At 41.0% G+C, this 13,035-nt stretch carries 13 protein-coding genes and 3 pseudogenes; 5 read left to right on the top strand and 11 right to left on the bottom strand.

The features are described from left to right. Positions 1 to 106, top strand: a pseudogene (locus FTU82_RS14060) (IS701 family transposase); the annotation flags it as partial. A 16-nt stretch (positions 107 to 122) separates the two neighbouring features. Here the strand turns inward: FTU82_RS14060 and FTU82_RS14055 are convergent. Continuing rightward, positions 123 to 632 (bottom strand): annotated as a pseudogene (locus FTU82_RS14055) (tyrosine-type recombinase/integrase); the annotation flags it as partial. Between the two features lie 442 nt (positions 633 to 1,074). Next, positions 1,075 to 2,067, bottom strand: a complete 993-nt coding sequence (locus FTU82_RS14050; protein ID WP_129716578.1) for a Fic family protein — start codon at positions 2,065 to 2,067, stop codon at positions 1,075 to 1,077. Between the two features lie 199 nt (positions 2,068 to 2,266). Here FTU82_RS14050 and FTU82_RS14045 point away from each other — a divergent pair, with 199 nt between their 5' ends. Together FTU82_RS14045 and FTU82_RS14040 are read left to right on the top strand one after the other, a co-directional pair. Next, the gene (locus FTU82_RS14045; RefSeq protein ID WP_180101495.1) at positions 2,267 to 2,944 is read left to right on the top strand and encodes a cupin domain-containing protein; all 678 of its coding nucleotides are present in this window, start codon (positions 2,267 to 2,269) and stop codon (positions 2,942 to 2,944) included. 160 nt (positions 2,945 to 3,104) lie between these two features. Then, positions 3,105 to 3,836, top strand: coding sequence for a Fic family protein (locus FTU82_RS14040; RefSeq protein WP_180101493.1), 732 nt, complete (start codon positions 3,105 to 3,107; stop codon positions 3,834 to 3,836). Between the two features lie 77 nt (positions 3,837 to 3,913). On the opposite strand, the gene FTU82_RS14035 is transcribed toward FTU82_RS14040, so the two are convergent. The 9 genes from FTU82_RS14035 to madL all read right to left on the bottom strand — a co-directional run bounded on the left by FTU82_RS14035 (position 3,914) and on the right by madL (position 11,186). Continuing rightward, on the bottom strand, positions 3,914 to 4,762 hold the full coding sequence (locus FTU82_RS14035; RefSeq protein WP_257222001.1) for an acyltransferase domain-containing protein: 849 nt from the start codon (positions 4,760 to 4,762) through the stop codon (positions 3,914 to 3,916). Between the two features lie 46 nt (positions 4,763 to 4,808). After that, positions 4,809 to 5,687 (bottom strand): triphosphoribosyl-dephospho-CoA synthase MdcB, encoded by an 879-nt coding sequence (gene mdcB, locus FTU82_RS14030; protein WP_074383148.1) that lies wholly within the window; start codon positions 5,685 to 5,687, stop codon positions 4,809 to 4,811. Continuing rightward, positions 5,665 to 6,345 carry a malonate decarboxylase holo-[acyl-carrier-protein] synthase gene (gene mdcG / locus FTU82_RS14025; protein ID WP_074383149.1) on the bottom strand — a complete coding sequence of 227 codons (681 nt, stop codon included), beginning with the start codon at positions 6,343 to 6,345 and terminating at the stop codon, positions 5,665 to 5,667. The genes mdcB and mdcG overlap by 23 nt, the downstream gene beginning before the upstream one ends. Before the next feature lie 11 nt (positions 6,346 to 6,356). Beyond that, complete coding sequence (mdcE, locus tag FTU82_RS14020; protein ID WP_074383150.1) at positions 6,357 to 7,073, bottom strand: biotin-independent malonate decarboxylase subunit gamma; 717 nt, start codon at positions 7,071 to 7,073, stop codon at positions 6,357 to 6,359. A 4-nt stretch (positions 7,074 to 7,077) separates the two neighbouring features. After that, a complete protein-coding gene (locus tag FTU82_RS14015; RefSeq protein ID WP_074383151.1) occupies positions 7,078 to 7,965 on the bottom strand; it encodes a biotin-independent malonate decarboxylase subunit beta in 888 nt (295 codons plus the stop codon). 3 nt (positions 7,966 to 7,968) lie between these two features. Then, a complete protein-coding gene (gene mdcC, locus FTU82_RS14010) occupies positions 7,969 to 8,277 on the bottom strand; it encodes a malonate decarboxylase acyl carrier protein (protein ID WP_005107668.1) in 309 nt (102 codons plus the stop codon). Between the two features lie 5 nt (positions 8,278 to 8,282). After that, positions 8,283 to 9,938 (bottom strand): malonate decarboxylase subunit alpha, encoded by a 1,656-nt coding sequence (gene mdcA / locus FTU82_RS14005; protein WP_074383152.1) that lies wholly within the window; start codon positions 9,936 to 9,938, stop codon positions 8,283 to 8,285. A gap of 21 nt (positions 9,939 to 9,959) precedes the next feature. After that, positions 9,960 to 10,721: a malonate transporter subunit MadM gene (gene madM / locus FTU82_RS14000; RefSeq protein ID WP_005107671.1), complete on the bottom strand. Its 762-nt coding sequence runs from the start codon at positions 10,719 to 10,721 to the stop codon at positions 9,960 to 9,962. A 63-nt stretch (positions 10,722 to 10,784) separates the two neighbouring features. Beyond that, positions 10,785 to 11,186: a malonate transporter subunit MadL gene (madL, locus tag FTU82_RS13995; protein ID WP_074383153.1), complete on the bottom strand. Its 402-nt coding sequence runs from the start codon at positions 11,184 to 11,186 to the stop codon at positions 10,785 to 10,787. 137 nt (positions 11,187 to 11,323) lie between these two features. Here madL and FTU82_RS13990 point away from each other — a divergent pair, with 137 nt between their 5' ends. Together FTU82_RS13990 and FTU82_RS13985 are read left to right on the top strand one after the other, a co-directional pair. Continuing rightward, entirely contained in the window at positions 11,324 to 11,992 is a 669-nt protein-coding gene (locus FTU82_RS13990) for a GntR family transcriptional regulator (protein ID WP_100328880.1), read from the top strand. An 81-nt stretch (positions 11,993 to 12,073) separates the two neighbouring features. Continuing rightward, positions 12,074 to 12,909, top strand: a pseudogene (locus FTU82_RS13985) (IS3 family transposase); the annotation flags it as partial. Positions 12,910 to 13,035 lie beyond the last annotated feature (126 nt).

Genomic DNA, 13,035 nt, shown 5'->3' with positions numbered 1-13,035 from the left:
TGTATATCGTTGGCAGAAGAAATTATTTAGACCAGTTATCAAAAACTTCATTGATGACTTTATTCTCGATAAAAATCATCTGCTACCACAGAGAATCTATAAATAATAGTGCGTAAGTCCTATATATCCTGCTTCTGCTGAATACCTTTTAAATGATTCATCCATTCAATCGGTTTTATGCTGGTGTACAAGCGTTTGCCAAAAACAGAAAATACATGTTTTTCCAATGCACTTTTATTTCTGGTCATCGTGTCCTGCACCCAAGTATTCGCTTTGGTGTCTAACCATTCACGGGCCAGAACTTCAAAGGTGGCATTGTGCTGTTCTAGTTCTTGCCGTTTACGTTCTTGCTTGGTGATGATTGGATTATCGCCGTGTGAAATATCCTTAATGATTTCTCTGGCCTTTTTACGTGCGCCAGCTCCCGACAATTCAGGATACGTACCGATGCCAAGCCGCGACCATTTGCCATTTGCCTTCTTGTATCTGAATAACCACGCTTTTTTACTATCAGGCTTTACACGGGAATATAAGCCTTCGCCGTCCAGCTCCCGATACTCTTTTGATTCAGGTTCCAGATTAGCTAATATGGTATCTGATAGCGGCCACTTTTTAATATCGGATCTTTTCATTTTTGTATCACTGCGGTTTCAATAATTATTGAATGACACAAAGTGTGATACATGATAAGCAATGCTGTAGATATTTATAATTCGTTATAAGTACCCGTAAAAAAGCCCTGAATCCTTTATAGATCTGGGCTTTCCAATTCATAAGTCATTATATAACGTCATGTGAATTTATAAATTTGGTGGAGGTGGCGTCAATTGAACTCAAAACCTAACCCATTCATTTTAAAGCTCTTTTATTGAATAAAAAAATTCATTGACCCAATTTTGACCCAAATTAGATTTAGTGCATTGAATCACTTTAAAATATTGTTCAAATCCTGAATTCGGATTTGAAGTGGCGTACGGCATTATAGCAGCAAATTACACCTAGAAATAAATGCAATGTTATAACATTTCAATTAGCTCATTATTATATTAATAATCACATCAACTCCAGTACAGTTCAATTTTTTAATTTGTACTTTTGCTTAGGACTCTTAGGCTTATCAGGAAGGGTACGTTCAATCACACCTGCTTCTAATGCTGGAGTTAAATAATTTTTTTGGAATGTGGCTCGATGGGACAAGTCCAATAGAGCCATAAGCTCAGTTAAGCTATATTCTTTCTGCTCCATATTCTGGATGAGACGTTTAACTTGATCGCTAACTTGTACGCTAGCTTGAGCGGTATCTTGATCGCTGGCATCAGAACTAAGTATTGCATCTAGAATCATCTGCAAAATAAATTCAATAAAAGGTGCAGAATCTGAACGATCTGTGCTCGCTTGCAATGCATCGTAATAAGCTTTTTGGTTTTGATAAATCAAGCTTTCTACAGGGATGTTGAGAAAAATAGGATTCCACTGGCTTAAGATTAAAGTTTGCCATAAACGCCCCATCCGCCCATTGCCATCAGCAAATGGATGTATAAACTCAAATTCATAATGAAATACTGAACTCTGAATTAATGGGTGCTCATTACCTTCAGCCAACCACTGTAATAACTCTCTCATTAAACGCTGGACTTGATTTGCAGGCGGAGCCATATGCACGACTCGATCCCCTGACATCACACCAACACCGCCATGACGATACTGTCCAATTTCATCAATCAGTCCTGTCATCAATATTTGATGTGCTTTCAGCAAATGCGATTCTTGATCAGGATTCCAATCTTGAATTTCTTCATATGCCTTTAGGGCATTACGTACCTCTTGAACTTCTTTAGGTGGAGCGATAATGGTCTTGCCATTCAGGATCGCTGTGATTTGCTCTGTACTCAAGGTATTTCCTTCTATCGCTAAAGACCCTTGAATCGTTCGAATACGATTGGCTTTTCGCAATTTAAGGCTATCTTGGATTTGAGTTAATGCAGTCAAACGCCCTATTGATTCACTAATTTGTGCAATCAAGTGAATAATTTTAGAGGTGATCGTATAAGGCGGTTGATATTTCATGCCATTCCTCATTGATGTAAAAACAAAGCACAGTTGATTAAACTCTAAAATATTAATATTTCATAGCTTAGTGAGTAATATCTGCTATCAACATGCTTATCTTTTCTGAAACAGTGAGCTCACTAATCGCTATTTCTTTTAAAATAAACCTGTGCATTCTCGTTAAAATACGTAGGTTTCTTCATTACAGGACAACATTATGTTTATTCATACCGACTTCTCACAACCCGTCATCATCAAGCCAGAGGATTACCATTGGGTAAAATCTCCAGGAGGTGAAGTCGATAGAATGATGCTTGATCGTATTGGCGATGAGAAAGCACGTGCAACTAGTCTTGTGAAATACGCACCAGAATCTGCCTTTCCTGAACATCAACATCCTTTGGGTGAAGAAGTCCTCATATTGTCAGGCATTTTTACCGAGAATGCTGAAGATGATTATCCGGCAGGCTGGTATTTACGTAACCCCCATCATTCAACTCATCGGGTTTCCAGTAAAGCAGGTTGTTTAATCTTTGTGAAACTGATGCAAATGACTGAACATGAGAGAGAACCAACCCGGATTAACACCAATGACTTAGCGAATTGGAAGCTTACCCAACGTCGGATGATATGCCCGCTATTTCAATCTGAACATGAGCAGACCTATTTAGAAAAGCTAGAACCTGATCAAATTTTCGTAGAGAAATCAGAACAAGGGATTGAATTGTTCATTATTAAAGGTCAATTATTTTGCGGCACTGAAATATATCCAGCAGGTTCGTGGGTCCGTCTTCCCCTCAATAGTGCTGCTAAATTTCAGGCAGGTCCATCAGGTGCAACGCTTTATGTCAAAACTAGTCATCTACAACATGCCATAGATGTATGGGTGAAATGAACAAGAATGTATCTTCGAAATAAGGCTGTCTTGTGTCTAGAATACTGGAAGCCTTCCAATTACTACTTTTATAATCAATAAAATGTAATGATATATCACTACATTTCTGATATTTCTTTTTTCATGTATTATCGACTAAGACAAATTCAGGGATAAGGTAATGTTTGAAACTATTGATGATTTAAAGAAAAAATTAGATCAACATCGCCCTCTTTCTCCATCAATTGTAAAAAATTTACAAGAAGATCTTATTGTCCGTTGGACCTATCATTCAAATGCAATTGAAGGTAATACCCTCACCCTGCTAGAAACAAAAGTAGTACTCGAAGGAATTACTGTTGGTGGAAAGGCATTAAGAGAACACTTCGAAGCGATCAACCATAGAAATGCAATTTACTATGTTGAAGATATCATTCGGAAAGAGGAGCCTTTTTCTGAGTGGCAAATTCGTAATATCCATCAGCTTATCTTAAAGAATATTGATGATAATGCTGGACGTTATCGTCAGCAAAACGTTCTGATATCAGGTGCTACGTCTACCCCGCCTGATTACACATTATTAAATGACAAGATGACTCAATTAGTAGACTGGTATAATAGTGAAGCGCATAAGCTGCATCCAATTGAACGTGCAGCCAAAGTACATGCTGATTTTGTTGGCATTCATCCATTCATTGATGGCAATGGGTGTACATCACGTCTATTGATGAATCTTGAATTATTAAAAGCTGGCTATCCGCCTTGTGTTATCACTGTAGAAAATCGCTTGGCTTACTATGAGGCTTTGGATCAGTGGATGGCATATGGGAAGACCGAAGCTTTTATTCAATTGGTTTCGGATGCAGTAATCGAAGGATTTAAACCCTATCAAGTAATTTTGAATTTAAATTAAGGATTTGGCCAAATAAATATTTCAAATATATTTGCAAGACAAAGACCTATCCATAATTAATCTTCACATTTTCTAAATTACATCCTGGACTGTTTGTCTAACCATACCTGGAACCCATACCAACTTTTAAAATCATCCACTGCACGCACGAGACAATTTGGATTGCGTTCTAATAGCATTTTACTCAAGGCACTGCCCGGCCCAATTTCTAATACTACATCAGGCTGGTTTTCTTGTATTACTGTTAAACAGGCATCCCAGTCAATAGCATGATTCATTTGGTGAATCAGCGCATTAACTGCATCTGTGGTCTTAAAAAACTTATGTCCACCCGAACCGCTGATCATGGCCGTGCATAAATGAGCAAAGTCTTGTTGCTGTAAAACCTGCTGATACGGCTGAACTGCAGCATCCATCCATACGGTATGCGATGCAATGGTAACATTCAACCGTTTAACAAAACGTGTTCCTCGCAATTCGAGTTGCTGAGCCAGCTGCTGTAAATTCGTATCAGCCCCGCCCACGACAAAACTACTATCACTCAGTTTAATAGAAAGTGCGGTTGACGTTTCTGTCAACAACTCTTGAAGCGTATTGAAATTAATTCCCTGGACAGCCATTAAGCCACTTGCGTCCTGGGCAGCTGAAGACATCAACGAGGCACGCTGCTGGGCTAAATACAAGCCTTGTTCCAAACTTATCTGCGTTGCACAAATGAGTGCACTTAACTCTCCGAGTGAATAACCTGAGAAGCTCATAAGGTCCTCAATCTCAGGTTTTAACTTTTGCCAACGACACCATTGCAAAGCAAAAATAAAAGGCTGCGCGAACTCATTCGGATACAGATCAACTTCGGTCAAATCTGAACAAAATAGCTTCGGCAAATACAGTTTTAATTCATCTACTACTTGCAGTTCTTTCGCCATGCTTCGGAGCTCATGCACATGCTCTAAGTTCTGAAGTCCTTGACCACTAAATATGATTGCGAAATTCATTTTCTACCTTTAGCAAGAACAAAGTTACTCCCAATAAATCTGCACTACCACCTGGACTTAAACGATGTTGAACAAAATAATTCTCTATTTTAGACACATCTTTTACCCAGTGCTGTTGTAGTACACCACCCCTTGCTAAAAACTGTTTTGCTATATCCTGCACAAGATATAAGGCCGATAAACCGCCGCGCCAAACAATATTGGTATCTTGTACATAGGCCATAAGGCTGAATAGGCTTTGAATTGAAGCCTGTTGGATATTGGCTGTTTTGGCATAAATGTCGATATATGCTGGTAGAGCAACCTCCATCACTGTTTTGAAACCTGAAGCTACTTCTTCAATCGCGCCTGTGATGCCATATTGGCGACGCATACTTTGTCCATGACTATTCGGGTCACGTTGCAAATGATTTAATAGATCATGACGCCAAGTATTTTGAATTTTTTGACTGATTGAGCCTGCGTTTAACTGACTGTTGGCTGCTAAACACTGTCCTGCTGCAGCACTGGCAAAACCCAAATTAAAAATCGCACCTTTATGCGTATTAATCTGTCTTGTTGCACTCATCATTTTTTGTTCAGCTAAAATGCCACACTGCCGAATCTTTTCTAATTCAACATTGCGATAGCCATTTAAACATTGCGCCTGAAAATAGCCTTGTAAAGCATCGACACTGGATTGGAATAAGCTAAAGTCCATATCACTATGACTGCCCTGCGAACTTGGACAAACCAAACCGGGCTTATGTTCTAAGCTAGCTTCATCCAATAGTGCCATACAAGCCAGATGGTCTAAGCGTTCAGCAGTACTGATAATATTCGGACGTAAAACTTCACCTGATGCTAGCATGTGCATATTCAAGATTCCCTTCAAATAGTTGTTCTAATCTCAGCATATCCACACGCTGAATTCCTTTTACAATCACTTGCTGTTTCATTGCAGGAAAAACTGTAATTAACTCATTAAAAGACACATGCCAGTCTGGATGGATTTGAATCTCGCCGTCTAAATGAACTGAACTCTGTGTCTGGACTTGCTGTATTAACTGTAAAATTTCCGGCACATCATTTTGATGCTGTGGATATAACAGCATATCTAAATCTGAAACCGGTCTGACATAGGCCTCCCGCGTAAGAGCTTGGTAGGCATAAGAGCCATAGACATATACTTCACAGCCTCGTTGTTCTAGCTTGTCTGCAAAATCACTTAGGATCTCACGCTGGAAGATCTGTAAGTCAGCTTTTAACAAGGCCCGTAGGGAAAGCGGTCGAGTGATCTGTTCAATATTGTATTCTGCGACCCAACAGGCCACACGATATTTATAACCTTCCACCAAACAGTTGATCGCCAACTTCACCTGTCCCGCATCCAGCCCTTCCTGCCGGCAAACAGTCATTGGAACATTTTGGCTCAGCAATTGAGACACTTTCAGTTTCACTGTTTCAGGTAAAGAAACATCCAAAAATTGTAAAGTGGCTGAATCACGCAGATAAGCGAAGTCATGACGATCCATATCTGCTTTCCTTAACTATGAACGACTTTCTCGATTATGTGATTACACAACACGCGTCCTTGACGCTGTTGCCCAACTATACGACGCTGGTCCACAAGATAAGATTCAATATGTTGTTGTTGATTTAACAGCACTTGGCTAACCCAATCGGTCTCCAAATCTGGCCAAATGGCATTGATTGCACCCATCTTGTAAAAGTTTTCCGCACCGGGAGCAAAAATAGCTGAACTTTGTGAAAGTTCTTTTAACTTATCGGCGGGAATTTTTGTCACCCTTGCCATTGCGTTTAGGTCCATCACTTTGACTTGGGAATCACTCAGTGCATAGACTTCGTTCGCCATTAAGCCATAGGAAAGGAATCCACCACTTACGGCTTGGCCAAAAACAATCGCGAGGTTGGCGTGCCCACTTCTACGTAGTAAATCTACACAGGATGCCAAATGGGCAAAGGTTCTGTTTAAGCAGAGTAACTCATCTGCACGAGAAAGGTCTTGGCCTTGCGTATCCACAACAAACACCACAGGTGTCTGTTGCTTCTGCTGTACCAGCTGTAAGATTTCACCTGCCAGTTCCATGGCAATCTGTTGATTAATGGGTGCTGCATTGACTGTGCCGAGAATCCGCACCGGACCTGCATCCGTCTGCGCACTACCTTTAATTACATAACCTTCGATCTGGTAATCTAACTGATGCGGAAATAATTGTTGTAAGAGTACTTCTGTATTCATGAGCTCATCCTTGCTTTAACAACACAACTTCATGGGCAGACAACATCGGAATTTTTTCTGGCTGTGAAATTCCCATCTCGTGCCAGATTTGTAAACCATCATTTTTACCAAACCAGCGTTGGTACTGGTGCTCAAGCTGTTGCTGTTGCTTCAATAATTGTTCTAAGTCTAAAGGAGCTACCTTAGCGTCGAGTTGCGTTAAAATCGCATCACGAATATCTGCAATATCATCCTCAACCAAAGCCTGTACATGATTTAGTAAATAACGATGTTTACCGCCTGTAACACGCCAAACCAATGCACGATCTTTCGAGTCAAACTCTTCTACGCCTTTGACCGTTTCAATCACTTCTGGGCCAGATAGTGCCAAACGCCCTTCTTCGGTCATGATAATAGTACTGCTCAAACAAGCGCTAATCCCCATACCACCGAAAGCGCCACAGGTGCCGCCAATCACGGTAATAATCGGAATACCTGCATTTCTTACCTGCAACATCGCACGCATAATTTCGGAAATAGCGATAAGACCTGCATTAGCTTCATGCAGACGTACACCACCTGAATCGACAAAAAATACGACTGCTTGAGTTTGATCTTGAATCGCTTTATGTAAGAGGCCTACAATTTTCGCCCCGTGGATTTCACCCACAGCACCGCCCATAAACTGGCCTTCTTGAGCCATAATATGCACTGGTGTTCCATTCAAACGCGCTGTACCAATAATCACGCCATCATCAAAACTTCCCGGAATATCCAAAGCAGAGAGATGTGGGCTAACTTCAATTTCAGCAGGCTTTAATATTTCATTAAAACTGTGTTCATCGACGACCGCTTGAATACGTGCACGAGCAGTTTTTTCATAAAAACTGTTTTTGAGCATTACTTGATCCATGTTCTATACTCCCTTAAACATAGATATTGCTTGGCTTAAGCGCAGGTTTACCACCGCTGGAGTCGCCCCCATATCATTTAACTGAAATTTAAGCCCTGCCACCGCATGACGTTGTGCAAACTCATTCAATACTGACTGCCAAACATGTTGAAAACCGACCGCTGATGTAGTGACTTCAATCTGACAAATATCCGCCTGATCATGCTGTGAAACTAAGACTTCTAAATTTCCAGATCCTACTACACCACAAATGACAGCTGCTTGTTGAGCACTTAACGGTGCTGATTGCAATTCAAATTTTAACTTTTCCATGTCGATCACCAGTTTCTAAAGCGACTCGGGGGACTATATAAACCACCCGACCATTTAACTAAATCTTTTACCGATTTTGCCGCCAACAAATCACGACTGACCTGTGTTGGATCGATATCCAAATCTTCTGGATGTTGAATAATGCCGCGCTGGCGTAACTCTTTCACTTTGGCCTCATCACGCTGTATACCTACGGGTGTATAACCTGCCACACCACGAATCGCTTGTTCACGTTCTTCAGGTGTGCGACATAACAGTAAGTTGGCAATGCCTTCTTCTGTCACAATATGGGTTACGTCTTCGCCATAAATCATGATTGGCGGGAGTTCGCTCTCCATTTTTTCCTGCAACTGCCACGCATCTAACTCTTCTACAAATACAGGATGCATATGTTCACGGTAGGTTTCGACCATCTGCACTACCAATTTACGGCCTTTGATCATTTTGCCATCCACCGCTTCACGGCCAGCTTTGGTATATGCATAACTGGCATGACGACGCCCATGGGGATCAGAACCCATATTTGGTGCACCGCCAAAACCAGAAATTCGGTCCACTGTTGCGGTTGAACTGTTGCCTTGTAAATCGATTTGTAAAGTTGAACCAATAAATAAGTCGCAGGCATATAGACCTGCAGTCTGGCTAAAGGCTCGATTGGAACGCATGCTGCCATCACTGCCTGTAAAGAAAACATCTGAACGTTCTTTAATATAGTCTTCCATCCCCACTTCAGAACCGAAGCTATGAATCGAATCAACAAATCCACTTTCAATGGCTGGAATCAAAGTCGGATGTGGATTTAATGCCCAATTGGTACAGATCTGTCCTTTTAATCCTAAGGATGCTGCATAGGTAGGTAGTAGTAATTCAATCGCAGCAGTGTCAAAACCAATGCCATGATTTAATCGCTGAATTTTATAAGGTGCATATATTCCCTTAATGACCATCATTGCCATTAAGATTTGTACTTCGGTAATTTGTGCAGGGTCGCGTGTGAACAACGGTTCTATATAGTTGTACTTAGGACTTTCGATATAAAAATCGACCCAGTCAGCGGGTACATCGACACGCGGTAACTTATCTACAATTTCGTTCACCTGTACAATCACAATACCGCTTTTAAATGCAGTTGCTTCAATAATTGCAGGTGTATCTTCAGTATTGGCACCTGTATAAAGGTTACCTTCACGATCGGCCGCATGTGCCGTAATCAAACAGACATTTGGTGTCAGATCAATAAAGTAACGTCCATACAGCTCTAGATAAGTATGGATTGAACCAATACTAATTTTTTGCTGCTGTACCAATTGTGCTAGACGCAGACTTTGAGGACCTGCGAAGGAAAAATCGACTTTAGAGGCAATGCCCTTTTCAAACACATCAATATGACTGGGTAAAGCCAATACCGACTGCACGATATGTAAGTCATGAATGACCTCTGGATTACATTGACTTAAACTCTTTGACAGGAAATCAGCCTGCTTTTGATTATTACCTTCTAAGCAAACGCGATCACTACTGGAAATCACGGTTTCCAAAAGTTCAATCACCCGAGCATGCTCAACTTGTTTTACAAACCCTTTTTCTTTGGCAAGATTCAGTTTTTCTTGTCTACGGGTGCGCTGCTTATCCCATAAGCGCGTCTTAACCATTTGGTTCATGGAGTCACCTTTATGCTGTGCTTAGCCGAAGATGGCATTGATTGTAAGAAAAAAAACTGACGGACCAAGTAAACAACCAAGACCGGTATAAAAAGTTGCGACCAATGCACCATATGGCACCAAACGCACATCGGTTCCTGCCAAGCCTGCTGCTGTACCACTGGTCGATCCTGCCATTCCACCAAAAACCATGGCAGAACGTGGACTTTTCAGATACATGAATTTCGCAAACAGAGGGGTTCCCACCATGAAAAATACTGCTTTAATCAGACCAATTGCAATTGATAAGGCAATCACTTCTGAGCTCGCACCAATGGCTGAACCTGTCACTGGTCCAACGATATAAGTCATTGCACCTGCACCAATTGTAGTCATTGAAACGGGGTCTTTATAGCCCATCAACCATGCTACCAGTGCACCAATCAAAAATGGAATTACACAGCCCAGTCCAAGCGCGATCAAACCCACTTTTCCTGCTTTTTTCACTTCTTTGACATCAACTTCAAACGCCGTTGAGGCAATGGCCAAGTCACGAATCATGGCGCCACCGAGTAAAGCAAAACCTGAGAAAATGGCGATATCTGAAATGCCCTTTTCACCTTGAGTATAAATTCCTGCAAAATAGGCCAAGACCAACCCCATGGTGATGGCGATGGCTGAGCTTTGTAATTTGCCTTTGGTGAGATATTTCGACAAAAGATGCGATACATACATCATCAAACCAGTCACTGCGAGCGCCGCGACGAGGGCATTTTTGGTAAAAACCGTAATTATTTCTTCCATTGCGTTTCTTCCTTGCAACCGTACAGCTGATTGTTATTTCGTGTTATGACAACACTCTTGTCCTTAAGTGGCTTTTTCAGTCGGCTCTACCGCCCATTCATAGCTTTCATAATCGCCACTGGATTTATTCAACCAACGAATCACCAAGACGGTGCCAATCAAAGACGCAACCGAAACAATCAGGCCCAACATCCCGCCTGACATAGCAGCAACTACGTTTTGGCCTGCCGACATTGCAACTACAATCGGGATATACATACCTGACCAGTACAGCACACCAAATTGAGTCACTTGAGGTAAGTGTCCACGTTTAGCTAATAGTTCTTTCGATAGAATTAATAAAATCATGGCGATTGCCACACCACCTACATTTGCTTGGACACCGAGTGCAATCCCGAGGGCATTGCCTAGATAAACACCAAGTAAATGGCAGACTGCCAGTATGGCTGTTCCGTAAATAATCATTGCTGAATCCTCCCTGGATCATGCAGCACTTCTAATAATCTGACTTATAATTTGGTATAGTTATAGCTTATCTGTATCCAGTGTACAATGCTTTGTACTCAAATAAACATATATTGTATACAATTTTTTGGTGATGTATGACTTCAATTGCGGAACTTCCTCTTTCTATTCAAATTAGTAAAAAGTTAGAGGATGATATTATTTATGGTTTTTTCCTGCCTGGGACTAAGCTGGATGAACAAGAGCTGTGTGAACGCTACGGTGCCTCACGCACCCCGATCCGTGAGGCATTAAAGCTATTGGCCGCTGAAGGTTTGGTTGAAATTCGCCCACGTCGTGGCGCAATTATTCCAGCCATTAACTCACTCACCCTTTGTGAAATGTTCGAAGTGATGGCTGAATTAGAAGCCATGTGTGGACGACTGGCTGCACGACGTATTCAACCTGAAGAGAAGCAAGAATTAAAGCACTTACATCAGTTATGTCAGGACTATTTAAATCAGAACGACTCAGAAAATTATTATGAGGCCAACCGTTTATTTCACTTTGCCATTTATAAAGCTAGTCATAATGCCTTTTTAATTGAACAAGCCTGCACTTTACACAAACGTTTGCACCCGTACCGTCGCCTACAACTCCGCGTCAACCATCGAATGAATCATTCCTTTACAGAGCATAGTGAAATCTTAGAGGCCATTTTTGCAGGCAATGAACAAGAAGCCGAGGCTTTACTGAAAGCACATGTCGTGATTCAAGGTGAGAAATTTACCGACTTTATTTCAACCTTAGAGCATTTAAAATTATAGATATCAGAGGTGGATCAGGAAATTTGAACAACACTTATAAGTGATATTTTGCTCCCCAAATGATGTTATAAACATCAATATATGGAGTATTTTATGGCACGTAGACCAAGAAGAAATCATTCAAATGATTTTAAAGCTAAGGTAGCACTTGCTGCGATTAAAGCAGAAAAAACACTTGCTGAATTGAGTGCTGAATTTGATGTTCATCAAAACCAAATTATCGACTGGAAAAATCAACTGATTTCAGCTTCCTCGCAAGCTTTCGATCAATCAAAAGCTCCAACAGAACCACCCATTGATCTAAAAAAACTACATGCAAAAATCGGTGAGCAGGCATTAGAAATTGATTTTTTAGAAGGTGTGTTGAAGAAACTGGGCCGCTTCAACCACAAAAGTTAATCGATGACTCACTTCAGATTTCAGTATCTAAGCAAGCTCAGCTGCTGAAAGTCTCCCGTGGTTGTTATTACTATCGCCCAAAACCTGTGAGTGCATCAGATCTGAAGCTGATGCGGTGTATGGATGAGTTACATATGCAATACCCTTTTGCAGGTAGCCGTATGATGCGTGATTTGTTGAATCGTCAAGGACATCATATAGGACGACGTCATACACGTACTTTAATGAAGAAAATGGGCATTAATGCGTTATATTGCAAACCAAATTTAAGCCAGGCTAATCAAGCTCACCGCAAATATCCATATCTGCTCAAAGGATTGGCTATTCAGCGCAGTAATCAAGTGTGGTCTACGGATATAACGTATATCCCTATGGCAAAAGGCTTTGTTTATTTATGTGCTGTGATTGATTGGCATAGCCGCAAGGTACTTGCGCATAGAGTATCGATTAGTATGGAGGTTACATTTTGCATAGAAACATTAAATGAAGCTATTGAAAAATATGGTCGACCTGAAATTGAACCGTACCGGGTTTGTCGGAGACTTTTTTATTTAAGTTAGGCCACCTGACCTAACGGATTAATCTTATCATAGTACATTGCTTCAAACTCAAAAGGCGATACATAACCCAGTGCACTGTGTACA

The organism is Acinetobacter sp. YH12151 (assembly GCF_013418355.1).
In the GTDB taxonomy this organism is placed as follows: Bacteria; Pseudomonadota; Gammaproteobacteria; order Pseudomonadales; family Moraxellaceae; genus Acinetobacter; species Acinetobacter pseudolwoffii.
Note: the sequence above shows the minus strand (reverse complement) of the source record. Positions and strands in the feature narration are given on the sequence as shown.